Source organism: Leisingera sp. S2M4, from assembly GCF_055398055.1.
This window is the reverse complement of the sequence record NZ_AP040861.1, coordinates 230,863-245,372: the sequence shown is the minus strand read 5'-3', so window position 1 is coordinate 245,372 and position 14,510 is coordinate 230,863. Positions and strand designations below refer to the sequence as shown.

The 14,510-nt window shown below is 65.1% G+C and carries 16 protein-coding genes; all 16 read left to right on the top strand.

Annotation, left to right across the window (positions count from 1 at the left end; genetic code table 11):
* The first annotated feature begins 2 nt into the window (after positions 1 to 2).
* A complete protein-coding gene (locus tag ACZ52D_RS01235) occupies positions 3 to 1,322 on the top strand; it encodes a phage major capsid protein (RefSeq protein ID WP_464442271.1) in 1,320 nt (439 codons plus the stop codon).
* A 60-nt stretch (positions 1,323 to 1,382) separates the two neighbouring features.
* On the top strand, positions 1,383 to 1,844 hold the full coding sequence (locus ACZ52D_RS01230; RefSeq protein ID WP_464442032.1) for a hypothetical protein: 462 nt from the start codon (positions 1,383 to 1,385) through the stop codon (positions 1,842 to 1,844).
* Positions 1,841 to 2,128 carry a hypothetical protein gene (locus ACZ52D_RS01225; protein WP_464442030.1) on the top strand — a complete coding sequence of 96 codons (288 nt, stop codon included), beginning with the start codon at positions 1,841 to 1,843 and terminating at the stop codon, positions 2,126 to 2,128. The genes ACZ52D_RS01230 and ACZ52D_RS01225 overlap by 4 nt, the downstream gene beginning before the upstream one ends.
* Before the next feature lie 15 nt (positions 2,129 to 2,143).
* Complete coding sequence (locus ACZ52D_RS01220; protein ID WP_464442269.1) at positions 2,144 to 2,713, top strand: head-tail connector protein; 570 nt, start codon at positions 2,144 to 2,146, stop codon at positions 2,711 to 2,713.
* A gap of 11 nt (positions 2,714 to 2,724) precedes the next feature.
* Positions 2,725 to 3,126 (top strand): phage head completion protein, encoded by a 402-nt coding sequence (locus ACZ52D_RS01215; RefSeq protein WP_464442026.1) that lies wholly within the window; start codon positions 2,725 to 2,727, stop codon positions 3,124 to 3,126.
* A 32-nt stretch (positions 3,127 to 3,158) separates the two neighbouring features.
* The gene (locus ACZ52D_RS01210) at positions 3,159 to 3,614 is read left to right on the top strand and encodes an HK97-gp10 family putative phage morphogenesis protein (protein WP_464442024.1); all 456 of its coding nucleotides are present in this window, start codon (positions 3,159 to 3,161) and stop codon (positions 3,612 to 3,614) included.
* A complete protein-coding gene (locus tag ACZ52D_RS01205; RefSeq protein WP_464442023.1) occupies positions 3,614 to 3,967 on the top strand; it encodes a hypothetical protein in 354 nt (117 codons plus the stop codon). The genes ACZ52D_RS01210 and ACZ52D_RS01205 overlap by 1 nt, the downstream gene beginning before the upstream one ends.
* Positions 3,968 to 4,002: 35 nt before the next feature.
* Positions 4,003 to 4,296, top strand: a complete 294-nt coding sequence (locus tag ACZ52D_RS01200; protein ID WP_464442021.1) for a hypothetical protein — start codon at positions 4,003 to 4,005, stop codon at positions 4,294 to 4,296.
* Between the two features lie 56 nt (positions 4,297 to 4,352).
* On the top strand, positions 4,353 to 4,802 hold the full coding sequence (locus ACZ52D_RS01195) for a hypothetical protein (protein ID WP_464442019.1): 450 nt from the start codon (positions 4,353 to 4,355) through the stop codon (positions 4,800 to 4,802).
* A gap of 108 nt (positions 4,803 to 4,910) precedes the next feature.
* Positions 4,911 to 5,390 (top strand): hypothetical protein, encoded by a 480-nt coding sequence (locus ACZ52D_RS01190; protein WP_464442018.1) that lies wholly within the window; start codon positions 4,911 to 4,913, stop codon positions 5,388 to 5,390.
* A 62-nt stretch (positions 5,391 to 5,452) separates the two neighbouring features.
* Complete coding sequence (locus ACZ52D_RS01185) at positions 5,453 to 5,827, top strand: hypothetical protein (RefSeq protein ID WP_464442017.1); 375 nt, start codon at positions 5,453 to 5,455, stop codon at positions 5,825 to 5,827.
* 68 nt (positions 5,828 to 5,895) lie between these two features.
* On the top strand, positions 5,896 to 11,520 hold the full coding sequence (locus ACZ52D_RS01180; RefSeq protein ID WP_464442267.1) for a phage tail length tape measure family protein: 5,625 nt from the start codon (positions 5,896 to 5,898) through the stop codon (positions 11,518 to 11,520).
* Positions 11,517 to 12,425 (top strand): hypothetical protein, encoded by a 909-nt coding sequence (locus tag ACZ52D_RS01175; protein ID WP_464442266.1) that lies wholly within the window; start codon positions 11,517 to 11,519, stop codon positions 12,423 to 12,425. Before ACZ52D_RS01180 ends, ACZ52D_RS01175 begins: the two co-directional genes overlap by 4 nt.
* The gene (locus ACZ52D_RS01170) at positions 12,422 to 13,738 is read left to right on the top strand and encodes a hypothetical protein (protein WP_464442265.1); all 1,317 of its coding nucleotides are present in this window, start codon (positions 12,422 to 12,424) and stop codon (positions 13,736 to 13,738) included. The genes ACZ52D_RS01175 and ACZ52D_RS01170 overlap by 4 nt, the downstream gene beginning before the upstream one ends.
* A 12-nt stretch (positions 13,739 to 13,750) precedes the next feature.
* Positions 13,751 to 14,089, top strand: a complete 339-nt coding sequence (locus ACZ52D_RS01165) for a hypothetical protein (RefSeq protein WP_464442263.1) — start codon at positions 13,751 to 13,753, stop codon at positions 14,087 to 14,089.
* Positions 14,086 to 14,508, top strand: a complete 423-nt coding sequence (locus ACZ52D_RS01160; RefSeq protein WP_464442262.1) for a DUF4376 domain-containing protein — start codon at positions 14,086 to 14,088, stop codon at positions 14,506 to 14,508. The genes ACZ52D_RS01165 and ACZ52D_RS01160 overlap by 4 nt, the downstream gene beginning before the upstream one ends.
* The last annotated feature ends 2 nt before the right edge of the window (positions 14,509 to 14,510 follow it).

Genomic DNA, 14,510 nt, shown 5'->3' with positions numbered 1-14,510 from the left:
CCATGGATAAACTCCTGGAACTGCAAGCCCGCCGTGCGGGTATTATCGACCAGATGGAGGCGCTTGCCGCGTCCATCGGCAGCGACGAGGACTGGACCGATGAGCAGGTGGCCACGCTCGATGGTCTGAAGGCCGAGGATGACAAGCTGGCCGCCCAGATGAGTGCGCTGGAAGACATCGAGCGCCGCCGCGCCGCTGCGGCCCGCCCGGCGGCACCGCTGCCCGGCGCCACGCCGCCTGCGGGCGTCACGGCCGACACCGCGCCCGCACAGCCGAAAGAGCCGGGCCTCACCTTCGCGCGCATGGTGCGCACCATCGCCACGGCCGGGGGCAACCACTACGTCGCGCAGCAGATCGCGGAGGCCAATGGCGACAGCGGTCTCTTCGCCAACCAGAACATGGGCGGGGCCACCGCGGGCGGCTTCCTGGTGCCGGAGGATGTAGGCGGCGAGGTGATCGAGCTGTTGCGCCCGGTCAGCGTGGTGACCTCGATGGGGCCGCGCATCGTGCCGATGCCGAACGGGAACATGACCACCAACCGCCGCGCGACCGGCGCGACCTTCGGCTATGGCGGTGAGCAGCAGGATGCCAAGGCCACTGGCTACAGCTACGGGCAGGTGAAGCTCTCGGCCAAGAAGCTGAGTGGCATCATCCCGATTTCCAATGATCTGCTGCGCACCGCCTCGACCGCCGTCGACCGGATGGTGCGCGATGATGCGGTGGCGGATGCGGCGCAGATCCAGGACCGCCACTTCCTGCGCGGATCGGGGACGGATTACGCGCCGAAGGGGCTGCGCTTCCAGCACAAAGGCACGCCGGTGGAGAAGACGCATGTGCTGACGATGACCGCCGCGCCGGACCTGCAGAAGGTCGACAACGACCTTGGCCGCATGGAGCTGGCGCTGGCCAATGCAAACGTGGTGGTGACCGGCGCGCATTGGATCATGTCACCGCGCACCGCGATGTTCCTGACCAACCTGCGCGACGGCAATGGCAACAAGGTCTATCCGGAGATGGCCAGCGGCCAGCTGCGCATGAAGCCGGTGCATATCACTACCGAGATCCCCGACAACCTCGGCGCGGGCAGTGACGAATCCGAAATCATGCTGGCGCACCCCGGCCATATCCTTGTCGGCGAGCACATGGGCATCGAGATCGCGATGTCGACCGAGGCTGCCTACAAGGATGCCGAGGGCCAGATGCAGGCGGCGTTCTCGCGCGATGAAACACTGATGCGCATGATCATGCAGCACGACATCGGCCTGCGGCATCTGCCCGCGGTCTCCATCCTGACCGGCGTCACCTGGGCGCCCGGCACCTGATCCTGAACCGGCGGGCCAATGGCCCGCCATTTTCTTTCGGTCGGACTGAGGAGAACTGTCATGACCACTCTACTTCGTAACATCGGCGCGCTGATCTCCGTGATGCGCGCTTCGGCCAACGTGGCCGCCACGGCTGGCGGTGCAGGTGACAACACCGAAGTCATCGGCGCCATCCTGGACCGCGCCGAGATCGGTATGCCGCAGAGCTGCGTCTTTGCCGTGCCGTTCTCGGCCACGCTTGGCGATGGCGAAACCCTGTCGATCGCATGCACGCTGGAAAGCGGTAATGAGAGTGATCTGAGCGATGCTGCGGATCTGCATGTCGTTGCCAGCGCCGTGGTGGCCACCGGACCTGCCGGGGGCGGCACGGTCACCGGCACCTACGAGGTGATGGCGCCGATCATGGGCGCGGGCCGCTACCTGCGGGCCAAGTTCACGCCGGATCTGAGCGCAGGGGCCACCGATACGGCGGCCTTGTCCTCGGTGGTGGTATTCGGCGGTGCGGACCGCCTGCCGGCATGAGGTCGGTGAAGTTCCTGCGGTCGCATCTGATGTATCAGCCCGGCGAGGTCGCCGGGTTTGACGCCCGGACCGCAGAGGATCTGATTGCCCGCGGTGTCGCGGTCGACCCGAACAGCAAGGGCGCAACGCAGGCCGCGACAAGCGACGTGCTGGTGAACCCTTTGGATGATCTCGGCGCTGGCGAGGTGGAACTGCAAACCCGGGTGCAGGTGCAAACCGAGGCCCCTGTCGCCAAGGCAGTGACACCTGCCACCAAGTCCAAGCCTGCGGCGAAGAAAGGGTAAGCCATGCGGCTGACGATGAGCACCCCACCGGCTGAATTGCCTGTCACCCTGGAGGAGGCCAAACGCCACTGCCTTGTCGAGGCTGACGACATGGAAGACGATCAGCTGATCGAAGGGTTTATCGCGGCCGCGGTCGATTACCTCAACGGCCCGTCCGGGATCCTCGGGCGGGCCATCGTGACGCAGGAATGGCTGCTGGAGCTGGAGGCCTGGCCGGGGCGGATCAGCCTGCCGCTGGAGCCGGTGCAATCCGTTGTTGTCCGCTACCTCGACCGGGACGGGGTGGAACAGGAATTGCCTGCAAGTGCCTGGGATCTGGATAGATACCCGTCCCGCCGCACCCAGCTGACCTGGGCGCGCGGATACCCGCTGCCCGCGCTGCAGCCGGTGCGCTATCCGGTGCGGATCTCGATCACGGCGGGATTTGGCGGCGCCGCCGAGGTGCCAATTGCGCTGAAGGTGGCGGTGCAGATGCTGGTCGCCCATTGGTATGAGAACCGCGATGCGGCGCAGATGGGCGGGGCCGGGAATGACCTTCCCGCGGCGGTGAACACGCTGCTGGCCCGTTGGCGGGTTGTGCTTTGATGGCGGGGGCGATGCAGGGCAGATCGGCGCGCAGGGGGCGCGGGTTCGTGGCCATGCGCCAGAGGGTTGCCTTCGATCGACCCGACCAGGTCGCAAGCACGGGGTTGAACGGCAAGACACGGGTCTGGACTGAGATCCGCACCTGCCGGGCCGAGGTCATCTACATGCGCGGCAGTGAGGCGGTCGAGGCCGCGCGCTTGCAGGGGCGGGCGGTGTTCAAGCTGCGCATCCGCAAGATGGGAACAGCCCTGGACATCGATACGGGCTATCGCATGCGCACGCTGCGCCATGGACTGCCGGACGGGGCAGGCGAGGCGGATCCGCTGCCGGGCACGCGCTACGACGTGCGCGAGGTGGATGCGCTGTCGGACAGGAGATGGATCTACCTCGTTGTGGAAAGCAGCCTGTCCTAGGCCGCGACTGCAGATCGATCGGGAGTGATTGAATGACGGCGAGTTTCAAGATCGAAGGCCTGCGGGAGATCGACAGCATCCTGGCGGTGTTGCCCAAGGCCACCTCGAAGGGGGTGGTGCGCCGGGCGCTGGCAAAGGAGCTGAAGGCGGTTGCCGCGATGGCAAACCAGCTTTGGCCGGGCTCGGATGAGCGCGCCTTTGCGGTCTCGGCCACGCTGCAGCGCGGCCAGCGTGCGCCGGAAATCGGGCCGAGTGCTGTCCGGATGTTTGTTGGCTCGACCCGGTCGGCGCCGCATGCGCATCTGCTCGAATGGGGCACCGCGCCGCGGTATCACAAGAGTGGCAAGTTCGTGGGCGCAACACCTCCGACGCCGTCGCTGACCCCGGCATGGGAAGCGCACCGGGGAGATATCATCGAAGGGCTGGCGGCGACGTTGCGCCGCGAGCTGGAGGCGACCATGGCGCGCAAGGCGAAGCGGAGGCGGTGATGGAAGAACATCTGTTGTCGCTTCTGCGCGGCGCGCTGAGCTGCCCGGTCCAATGGGGCTACTTCAGTGATGGCGAGACGATGCCGCGGGTGACGATCGTTCGGGTCGGCGGGCGGCGCGAGCACACGCTGAGCAGCCTCGGGCTGATGCGGGCGGCTGTCCAGATCGACTGCTGGGCCGTTGAATTTGACGATGCTTTTACGATCAGCCGCGCATTGCGCGCGGCGCTGGAGGGCTACAGGGGCGGGCCGATTCTGAGCACGCGCCTGACGGCCCTGCGGGATGGCTTCAGCAAGGACGCAGACACTGCGCAGCGGGTCTCCCTGACCTTCGCGCTGACCTACCGCGACTAACCTCTTCACCCACCCACCTCAAAAGGACTGTTCTGATGAGCACGAAGAAAACCGCCCCGGCGGAGCAGGAAGTTATGGCCAAAAGCGCCCCCGCGCCCCGCGTGGTCGAGGGCGTGACCCTCACCCGGCTGCCGTTGAAGGACAATACGCCCGGGCATCCGGTGGCGATGTTCAAAGGGCAGGCGCCCAAGTCCGGCGAGTGCCTGGAGTTCACGCTGGAAAACGGCGTCACCTACCGCGGCACGGTTGCAGAGGCCACCGAAGCTGCCGGTGAAGTCATGGCCGAATTTGCCGACAGCCTGACGCCCGTCCTCGACGCCGCGTCCTGAGTTTCCACCCCTGCGCCCGGCTGGGGCGCTTACTGCAATCCTGAAAGGAGCCCGATATGGGACACCAAACTGCTTCCGGCGTGACGCTTGGCATTTCGCTGACGCCGCCTGCCACCCATGATGTCACGGGGTTCGACGCCCTGACCTTCAAGAACGTTGGCGAGATCACCAATATCGGTGAGTTCGGCAAGGAATGGTCTCTGGTCACCCACAACCCGCTGGCCACCCGAGGCACCAAGAAAGGCAAGGGCAGCTACAACAATGGCGCCCTCAGCCCCTCGCTTGCGCTGGATCCCAGCGACCTCGGTCAAATCGACATGAAGACCGCGCTGGACAGCGATGATCCGGCATACTTTTCCGTCACCCTGCAGGATGGCACGGTCTACTACCTCACCGGCCTGGTGATGTCGTTCAAGCCCAACATCGGCGGCGTGGATGACGTGGTCACCGCCTCGACCAACATCGAGCTGACGCCGGACCCGATCCTCGAAAAAGCAGCTCCCTGATCCGCGCCTGCCTCCTCCTCCCAAGGCGGGGGCGGACCTCGGGCCGGGCGGAAGGTGGTTCACTCCCCTCGGCCCATCTGAACCACGGAACCCCAAAAGGATTTACCCATGGACTTCAATGCATTCGACAGTGTTTCTGCAGCCGAAAAAGGCGCCGAGCTGCATATCCGGCACCCTGCCACCGGCAAGCCGCTGTTCGACAACCCGAAAGATCCCTTCGCGGACAATGGCAAGCCCTGCATCGTGATCGTGAAGGGGGCCGAGGCGCCGTCGGTGCGCGAGGCCCGGCGCGCCCTGCAGAAGGCCCGGGCGCAGGCCGACGGCGAGCCGAAGGCGGCGGAGGCCGACAAGGATGATGATCTGTCCTTTGATGATCTGCACGAGCGGATGGTCGAGGCGCTGTCCTGCCAGGTCTGCGGCTTCAAGAACATCCACCGGGGCGACCAGCCTGCCACGACCAAGGATGTGGAGTGGTTCCTGAACCTGAACCGCTTCAACGCCCAAAGCGATGAGAAGTCCTTTGCGGAGCAGCTGGCGGAGTTCTCCTCCAAGCGCGCGAACTACCTGGGAAACGGCTCCGCAGGCTGACGCTCTACGCCCGTCAGGCAGGCTTTCTCGCGGCCCGTCCTGACGACTGGAAGACCAGCCGCATGCAGATGTGGCTGGACGAAGGCCTCGACCTTGGTTTGCCGGATATCACCGGAGTCGAGTACCTGCGGGACATGATGGGGCCGGAGGGGCTTGGCTGGTGCACGTTCGAGCCGATGGGCGGCGCTGCCCCGCACAGCTGGTCCGAGATCGACGCCTTCTCCCGCGCCGCGGGTATCCAGCTTGAGCCGTGGGAGGCGAGTCAGCTCCGGGCGATGAGCGTGGCCTATGTCGAGGGCATGGCCCGCGGCGGTGAACCGATGAAGGTCTCGCCAGCCTACGAGGACCGACCGGAGGAGGATCCCGGCATCCCGGCCGAACGTCGCCGGGTCTCCCAGCATTTGAAGGCGGGTTTGAGAGCCCTGGCGGGCACATAAGCAGGCCGCGCGCCCGATCGCGGGCGGGTGGCCACCTTTTTGAGCGTCATTCAGCATGAGGATTTGGCATGGCGATTGATATCGGTGTTGTCCGGGCATCTGCCTCTTTCGATGCCGCCGGGTTTGAAACGGGGGTGCGTAAAACCCGCTCGGCATTGAACAGCCTTGAGGGGGTCTTTCATAAGACCACACGCGAAGCGGTGCGATCCTCCGAGAACGCCGCCCGCGCCTGGGGCAGCAGCTTTGACAAGACCACCACGGCGGCACAGGCGCATATCAACGCGCTGACAGGCGTCGATCGCGCGACCAAGGGCTCCTCTTCCTCCGCGAAATACTGGGCCAAGCTGCTGGATCAACAGGCGCAGTCCTATGACCGTCTGCGCGCCTCGATCGATCCCGTCTTTGCTTCCTCCAAGCAATACGAGGCCGCGGTTGAGCAGATCGAGGGGGCCGTGCGGTCTGGCATTGTGACGCAATCCGAGGCCAACCGGTTCCTCGAGCAGGCCGCGCAGAAATACCTCGGCCTTGTGCCGGCGGCCCAGCAAGCGGCAGAGGCGCAGGAGAAGGCGGCAAAGGAAGCGCAGCGGATGCGCGCGGCCTATGAGACCACCCGGGCCAGCATTGATCCGCTCTATGCGTCCTCGAAACGCTACGAGGCTGTCCTCGACCAGACCAACGCCGCCCTTGCCGCCGGGGTGATCAGCCAGCGCGAGGCCAATTCCCTGCTTGCCATGGCGGAAAAGCAGTACCTCGGCACCGGTGAGGCGGCTGCCATGTATGGCAAGCAGGCGCAGACCGCGACCCATCACACGGCCAACCTCGCGTATCAGTTCAACGATATCGGCATGATGATGGCGGCGGGGCAAAGCCCGTTCATGCTTGCCTTGCAGCAGGGCACGCAGGTGTCGCAGGTGCTGAACCAGATGGGCGGGGGCGCCGCTTCGGTGCGGGCCTTGGGCGGCGCCTTCCTGTCGGTGATCAACCCGACCTCGCTGGTGACCATCGGCGTGATCGCGGGGGCCGCGGCGCTCGGGCAATGGGCCATGTCCGCGCTGGGTGCCGAGGACAAGACCGAAGCCCTGGCCGATGCATTTGATGCGCTTGGGGAGGCGGCGGGGGATTTTGACCGCACGGCCGATATCGCCCAGACCGCGCTGTCGGATCTGCGGGAGGAATACGGTCAGAATGCGCGGGCGGTCTGGGAGTTGCACCGTGCCCTGGTCGCGGTGCGCAGGCAGCAGGTGGAGAACGCCCTGGCGAATGCCGCCGACGCGGCTGGCGAGCAGCTGACCGCGCTGCGTAGCGCCATCGGGGATCTGAGCAGTGCGCGTCGGGCGTTCCTTGAGGCGCAGGATGCGATTGCCGCCGGGATGGCGCCGCTGCCTTCCGAGGTGAAGGCGCTGGAGGGGGCGGTGGCGGCGGCGTCCGCGACCCTTCAGGAAGATTTTGGCATGTCTGCCGCCCAGGCGTACCGGCTTCGGGACGCGCTGGATCAGCTGGCGCAGGCGAAGACCCCCGCGGAGATCGCCGCTGCTTCCGAGCGGGTGGCCAATGCGATCTCCAGCAGCGTCACTGAGGGCGCAAAGCTGTCCGATGAGGTGCTCGATCTCGCGGTCAAGGCGACCGAGGCCCACCGCGTGTTCTCCAAGGTCGAGGCGACCACGGGCGAGCTTGGCGGCAACGTGGGCAATGCCGGGGACCAGTCCGACCGATTGGCTGCTTCAGCCAGCCAGGTGGCTGAGAACTTCCTGCGGGCGGCGGGCAATGTGGTGGCGCTACAGCAGGCCATGGCCTCGCTTTCCGTTCCGTTCGCCGACGCGATGTCCGAGCTGGATTTTGAGATCTCCACTGCGGGCATGAATGCTGCGGACAAGCTGGTTGCAACGCGCGTACGACGCCTTGAACAGACCATGCGCTCGGCGTCAGAACGCACGTTCGGGTTCGACTACGGGCTGACGGATGAGCAGAAAGCACAGCTGCAGGAATATGAGGCTGCGCTGAGGAGCAACGCCTCCGCGTTGATCAGTGTGTCGAAGGCAGGAGGCGCAGCGGCGAAGAGTGCAGGCGCGGCGACGAAGAGCGCGGTGGCCGCCCTGAAGGCGGAACTCTCTCAGCGCCAGAAGCTCCTGGGCATGACCGGCGACCAGCGCCGTAAGTACGAGGCGCTGATCTCCATTCAGCAGCGTCTCGGCAAGGACGGCGGCAAGGTCAGCAAGGCCCAGCTGACCCTGATGGCGGATCAGTTGGTGCAGCTGGAGAAAGCTGAGGAGCGCATGCAGCGGGTCGCGGAGCTGCAGGCGCAGTGGTCACAGGAAATCACCCGTACGGCCTTCGAGGGCGGTAGCCTCGGTGACACGATCGAGGGCATGCTGCGCGATATCGCGTACCAGTTCGCCCATGCAAAGATCGTGCTTCCGGTGGTCGCCTCGGTCACCGGCATCCTCGGATTGGATCAGCTGGTCCTGGGCGGCGGCGGAGCGGCGCAGGTCGCCGGTACCGCTGGTGGCGGTGGCGGGCTGCTGAACCTCCTGGGCGGTGGCGCAAACCTGCTGAGTGGCGGTGGCTTCATCGCGGGCGTCGGCTCGGGCCTTGGCGGCATCCTCAGCGGCGGCGGTCTCGGGGCGAGCTTTGCCAACCTTGGCGGGCTGGTCTCGGGCGCGTCTGGCTTCAGTGCTGGCGCCCTCGGCGCGGCACTGCCCGCGCTCGGCATCATCGCAGGCGGTATTGCCGTCCTGTCCAAGGCCTTCTCCCGCAAGTATCGCGGCAGCGGCCTCGATGCGCGCTTGTCCAGCGAGGGCCTCGAAGGGGGGCGCCTGTTCGACTTCTACAAGGGCGGTTTTTTCCGCAGCGACAAGTGGGTGCACAAGGCGCTGCCGCAGGAGCTGGCCGAGGCCCTGGATACCTCGATGAAGGGGGCGGCGCAGACCGTTCTGGACCTCTCGGCCGCGCTCGATCTCAGCACCGAGGGGCTCAAGGATATGGAAGGCGTTGCCTTCTCGATCTGGACCAGTGGCAAGAGCCAGGAAGAGATCCAGCGGCTGCTGGAGGAGCAGGTGACCCGCACGGCGAACGAGATGGCGAAGCTGATCCTCACCGAGGAGGAGTACGTCCGCGCGTCTGAGACCCACCTGGAGGCCTTGCAGCGCCTTGGCACCAGCCTGCTCGCGGCCAATGATGCGCTCGACCTGTTGAGCCATACGCTGTTCGATGTGTCGGCGGCCGGTGGCGATGCGGCCTCTGGGCTGGTCGATGCCTTTGGCGGCGCGGATGCGATGACGGCGGCGGTCAACGCCTATTTCGCTGCCTTCTATACCGCCGAGGAACAGGCCGAGGCCTTGCGCCGCCGCGCGCTGGAGCGGCTGGGAGAGCAGTTCGATGATCTCGGGCTGTCCCTGCCGCGCAGCCGGGCCGAGTTCCGGGCGCTGGTGGAAAGCGTGGATCTAACCAGCGAGGCGGGGCGGGAATTGTATGCCCAACTGCTGAGCCTCTCGGGCGCAATGGACCAGGTGCTGCCGAAGGTCAGCGCCTACACCGAAGTGATGCAGGGCATTGTCGATCAGATCGGCGGCGAGATCGGCGTACAGATCGGCGCGGCCCGCGACATGGCGCGGATCACGGAACAATCGGCGCAGCTCTGGTATCGCACGGCGACCACGCTGCGCGACTTCCTGTCCGATCTGCTGAACACCGACCTGACGGCCGCCAGCCGGTCGCAGACGCTGGCGGTGAACCGCAGCCGCTTCGAGACCGCTTTTGACATGGCGCGCGGGGGCGATGTCGAAGCCGCCCGCGACATTCCGGAACTGGCCAAGGCCTACCTCAACAGCGCCCGCGCGAATGCGTCGACCTCGCTGGAGTATCGCCGCATTGCCGCCGCGGTGCAGGGGCAGGTCAACTTCCTCGCGGGGCTTGCCGAGCTGGAGGGCGCCAATGAGGACGTGCTGCGCGGCCTTTATGAGCAGCAGATCGAGGTGCTGACCGGCCTCGGCCAGTTTCTGCAGCTTGAAGGTTTGACGGATGAGCAAGTCGGTCAGTTGTCGGACGGCGTTGCCGCGCTGGCCGAGGATTGGGACGGCACGGCCGAGGCCTTCGAGAACTCTCTCGGCGCGCTGGAAGAGGCGATCAGGACCGCCGAGGCTTTCAGCTATGACGACCTGGTGGGCAGCCTCGATGTCGCGGTGTCGCTGGCGGACAACGCCCCGGCATGGGTGCAGCGCCTGGTCGATCGGGCTGACACCGGCATCCGCACCTCGCTCGACTTCATCATCCGTAACAACGAGCTGTCGCCGGACATGCGCTGGCTGGCCGTCAACAGCCTGTCCGAGCATGTGAAGTCGCTGGACTTCGTGCTGCGCCATGACGTCGATGCTCAGACCCGCCGCCTGGCGCTGGCGGCGGGCTCGGAGCTGCGCCGCAATATCAGCTTCATCCTCCAGGATGATCTGACGGCGGATCAAACCCGGGTCGCGCTGGCCGGAAACAGCGAGCTGTCGCGCATTGTGAACGTGTCTCTGGGGCAGGCGGACGCCAGGGCGGTAAAGCTCGCGCTGGCGAATGTCGGCTCTTACGCGGTGACGGTCTCTGGTCTCTTTGCCGAAGGTGGCAACCAGAAGCTGCTGCGGCGGATGCTTGGTGGCAGCGGCAGCTACGCGGCCATGCTCGATGCCTCCCTCGGCCAACTCAAGGGCAGCAAGCGGCGGATCCTGCTGGAGCAGCAGGGCGACTACCTCGCAACCATTCGCGCGGCGATCGCGGATGATCGTCTTACCGGCAAGGCGCGGGCGCTCCTGCTCAACAGCGAAACCCGCGCGATCCGCAAGCTGACCATTCAAACGGCAGGCCTCGATCGTGACAATCGGGCGCTGATCGAGGCGATCCGGGGTGGCGATAGCCTGATCACCCTTGCCGGGCAGTTCAAGTTCGCGCCCGAAGCCGCGTTCAAGACCTGGTATGCGGACCGGACCAAGGCGCTGATCTCGACCCCGATGGGCAAGCTCGGCGGCTACCTGAACGATCTGCGCGAAGCGGTGGATGCCGACCGAAAGCAGCGCGAGGTGGCGCAGAAACTCGCCTCACTGCAGGTAAAGGGCGCGGAGGCCGTGGCAGGCTTCGAGGCGATGAACGGGCAGGGGATCATCGACCAGATCCGGGCGCTGGAGCGTGCGACGGGCGTCTGGCTGAGCGCGGGCCATACGCTGAAGATCGGAGATGACGGGAAGATCCAGTACAGGGCTGAGGATGTGACGCACAGTGCAGGAAGCAATCTGGAAGCATGGCGCAAGAAGTTCTGGGCCGATGGCGGGCTGGAAGACCAGATCTTTGCCTACAATCGCCAGCGCACCAAGGCGCAGGAACGGGTCGACAGGCTGCGGGAACAGGTCCGCGACCTCGGCGGGATCCCGGCCTTTGCCAACGGCGGCACCCACCGCGGAGGCTTGGCCCGCGTCGGTGAGAACGACATCGAACTGGTGGCGCCCTCGCGCATCTACAACCCGCGCGAAACCAAGGCGATGCTCGATAACCGCGACGTCGTGGCCGAGTTGCGGAAGGCGAACACGCGGCTGGAGAGCCTCGAGGACACCACTCAACAGCTCATGCTTGCGAACATCAAACACGCCAAGCGCAGCGGTGACGCGCTGACCCGCTTCGAGCGTGATCCCGGCTCCCTCAAGGTAACACAGGTGACGGAATGAAGATCATCAAGCCGATCGCCATGACGGATGCGTTGCTCACCGCGTCCAACGTGGCGGAAAACGACCATGGCGCATGGGCCGCCGGCACGACCTACGCGGCGCTGGACAGGGTGATCGACACGGCCACGCACCGCATCTACGAAAGCGTGCAGGACGGCAATCTCGGCAATGACCCGACCGTTGACGACGGCACCTGGTGGCTCGAGATCAGCGCCACCAATCGCTGGAAAGCCTTCGATGGGGTTCTCGCTGACCAGACGGAAAACGCCGGGACGATCACCTATTCGATCACGACCGATCAGCTGGTCACCGGCATTGCCTTCTTCAATCTCAACGCGGCGCGGGTCCGGGTGCGGGTCTTCGATACCGACACGGCCAAGGTCTATGACACCACGCTCGACCTGGTCGACGACATCGACATCGTCGACTGGTTCAGCTTCTTCACCACCGATCTCGATGAGTTCAAGACGCTGGCGATGTTCGCCGACTTCACCGCGCTGCCGGGCTATCGCATCGACATCACCATCGGCGATGGGACCGGCACCGCTGCGGTTGGCGAGATCTCCCTCGGCAAGATCGTGACCCTCGGGGAAACCCACGAGGGGACCAGCATCGGCCTGAAGTCCTTCTCCACCAAGGAGCAGGACAGCTTCGGCAACTGGTCGATCGTGAGCCGGGCGAAGTCCGACCCGGTGAGCTTCACCTTCTCGATGAAGGCCAACGACGCGGCGCGGGTGAAGCGGGTGCTGGACAGCCTGCGCGACACCGCCGCCGTCTACTTCGCCCATGAGGATCTGGTCGCAGACTACGCCGCGATCTCCTTCGGGCTTTTCCAGGACTACGATATCCCGCTGCGCAAGGGCGGGGTCTCCACTGTTGCACTCGAAATTGAGGGTCTCACATGACGATCACTGCACCTGATGCGCCGACGCTGCCCAGCCTCAACGATCCGGCGAACTTCAACACGCGGGCGCTCGCGCTGTTCTCCTGGCTGGTGACGGAATACATCCCCTGGCTGGAGACGCTGGCCGGGGTTACCGAGGATGGCGAGATCAACGGCACGCCGATCGGACAGAAGGCCGCCGCGGCGGGCGAGTTCACGACGCTGCTGGCTGATAGCATCGGCGGCGAGGCGGTTCAGTCCAGTGAGAGTGATGTGAGCACGCCCAGCAAATTGGTCCCTGTTGGTCATGCTGGTGCGGCGTCGTTGTCTGCATTTGGGACGTACTACGGAAGCTCCGCCGGGTTCAACATCGACAACGCACAGGCAGGAGACCGCGGGCTGGTTTCCACGGTAAACCCAGGGACGTGGCCGTCTGATGTGAGCTCCTTTGCGTGGTTCTCTACGCAGAAGATGTATACCGGAGATGCGGTGATCCAAACACTCATTGACGGGTACACAAGCAGCGGCACCCCCAACCTCTCCGGTATGTACTGGCGTGTTCGTTCCAACAACGCAGCCGACGGGTGGTCTCCATGGAGACAAGTTGTGGCAGAGGATCAAACTCAGGCCCACAGGTATGATAGCACCATAAACAAGTTGATGATGACCGGGGCGTTCGGTCTCGGCGGTTGGGGTGATGTCGTTTCTGACTTCAGCACGCTGCCGTACTATTCGCAATTTGTTGCGGGAGGCGGTGGCGCGACTGTTGAGCCGCCGCCGGATGGTGGTGCGTACAAGCCCGGGATCGCAGCGTATCGCTCCAGTTCCAACCGAACGTCGATCCTTATGTTTACTGTAAGCGGTCTGGCCACCCGCAACTACACTGCGGGTGTCCCTGATGAGGACTGGGTGCGGCTGTACAGCGAGAAGAACATTCTCGGAAATGTTTCCCAGTCCGGTGGTGTCCCCACAGGCGCGGTGATCGAACGGGGGAGTAACGCTAATGGCGAGTACGTGCGATTTGCGGATGGTACGCAGATTTGTTGGGGAAGTGTTCTTCTGGAGTATACGGGGTCGGCAACCCACTTGAACACGGTTTGGGACTTGCCTGCTGATTTCTCTGAGCGTCCGACCATCTCGACAACACCAATGCACAGCTCTGACGGCGCTGCTCCGGCGGGGGCTACCTGGATCGGTGGGGACTTAATCAATGTACTTTCTCGCACTACGGCAGGTTCTGCGCTGACGCTGTATGCGACGAAGGGTGGGGCTTTGCAGTGGTCCTCCGGAGATGCTGTCGCAGTGCATGCTGTCGCTGTCGGACGCTGGTTCTAAAGGAGAATTTTCATGGAAATCAATTGGACACCCGTGCGCCGGGATGAGGCGCTGACTGTCACCAAGCAAGGCGATGCCCTGACCATCAACGGGGAGGTTGTTGACTTCACGCCGCTGCCAGAGGGCGCGACATTGCCGCGCGATGCCGTGGCCTGCGACTGGCTCGCCTCGGACGTGGAGCGGATCGGCGGCGAAATCCACCTGACCCTGCTGCTGCCGCATGGCGCCGATGCGCCGGAGGAAACCCGGTTTCCGCGGCCGGTGACGATGGCGGGCGATGGGCCGGTGCCCGTGCCGCCGCACAGCAACCCCCAACCAGAAACAGAGCCGGAGCAGGAGCAAGCCGTATGAGCACCACCAAGATTGATTTTTCCAAGGTCGTGACGGCCGAGGCCAAGGCGGCGGCCGCGCGTTCCAGGCTGATCGAGGAAGCGGCCGGGGTGCGCTGGGAGGTGCAGTCCGGTGGCGTCACGCTGGAGGGTGGGCTTGCGGTGCGTAGTGACCAGGCGGCCCGCACGGCCTTCACCGAAACCATCAACGCGCTGCGAGCGGGTTTGGCCGAGGAACCTGTCCCGTGGAAGTTCGACACCGGCTGGCGCGATTTGACGCTGGCGGATCTGCAAAACATCGCCGGGGCGATCTCGCGGCACACCACGCGCTGTTTCGCGGCCGAGCGAACGGTTCAGGAGGCCATCGCTGACCTGCCTGATGCGGAGGTAGCCGATTTCGATGTTTCGGCAGCGTTTCAGGCCGCTTTGGCCGGGCAATAAGG

What these genes read in the sequence shown, in the direction of transcription:
- ACZ52D_RS01235 (WP_464442271.1), top strand. Translation starts at nt 3, where the DNA reads ATGGATAAACTCCTGGAACTGCAAGCCCGCCGTGCGGGTATTATCGAC.
- ACZ52D_RS01230 (WP_464442032.1), top strand. Translation starts at nt 1,383, where the DNA reads ATGACCACTCTACTTCGTAACATCGGCGCGCTGATCTCCGTGATGCGC.
- ACZ52D_RS01225 (WP_464442030.1), top strand. Translation starts at nt 1,841, where the DNA reads ATGAGGTCGGTGAAGTTCCTGCGGTCGCATCTGATGTATCAGCCCGGC.
- ACZ52D_RS01220 (WP_464442269.1), top strand. Translation starts at nt 2,144, where the DNA reads ATGAGCACCCCACCGGCTGAATTGCCTGTCACCCTGGAGGAGGCCAAA.
- ACZ52D_RS01215 (WP_464442026.1), top strand. Translation starts at nt 2,725, where the DNA reads ATGCAGGGCAGATCGGCGCGCAGGGGGCGCGGGTTCGTGGCCATGCGC.
- ACZ52D_RS01210 (WP_464442024.1), top strand. Translation starts at nt 3,159, where the DNA reads ATGACGGCGAGTTTCAAGATCGAAGGCCTGCGGGAGATCGACAGCATC.
- ACZ52D_RS01205 (WP_464442023.1), top strand. Translation starts at nt 3,614, where the DNA reads ATGGAAGAACATCTGTTGTCGCTTCTGCGCGGCGCGCTGAGCTGCCCG.
- ACZ52D_RS01200 (WP_464442021.1), top strand. Translation starts at nt 4,003, where the DNA reads ATGAGCACGAAGAAAACCGCCCCGGCGGAGCAGGAAGTTATGGCCAAA.
- ACZ52D_RS01195 (WP_464442019.1), top strand. Translation starts at nt 4,353, where the DNA reads ATGGGACACCAAACTGCTTCCGGCGTGACGCTTGGCATTTCGCTGACG.
- ACZ52D_RS01190 (WP_464442018.1), top strand. Translation starts at nt 4,911, where the DNA reads ATGGACTTCAATGCATTCGACAGTGTTTCTGCAGCCGAAAAAGGCGCC.
- ACZ52D_RS01185 (WP_464442017.1), top strand. Translation starts at nt 5,453, where the DNA reads ATGCAGATGTGGCTGGACGAAGGCCTCGACCTTGGTTTGCCGGATATC.
- ACZ52D_RS01180 (WP_464442267.1), top strand. Translation starts at nt 5,896, where the DNA reads ATGGCGATTGATATCGGTGTTGTCCGGGCATCTGCCTCTTTCGATGCC.
- ACZ52D_RS01175 (WP_464442266.1), top strand. Translation starts at nt 11,517, where the DNA reads ATGAAGATCATCAAGCCGATCGCCATGACGGATGCGTTGCTCACCGCG.
- ACZ52D_RS01170 (WP_464442265.1), top strand. Translation starts at nt 12,422, where the DNA reads ATGACGATCACTGCACCTGATGCGCCGACGCTGCCCAGCCTCAACGAT.
- ACZ52D_RS01165 (WP_464442263.1), top strand. Translation starts at nt 13,751, where the DNA reads ATGGAAATCAATTGGACACCCGTGCGCCGGGATGAGGCGCTGACTGTC.
- ACZ52D_RS01160 (WP_464442262.1), top strand. Translation starts at nt 14,086, where the DNA reads ATGAGCACCACCAAGATTGATTTTTCCAAGGTCGTGACGGCCGAGGCC.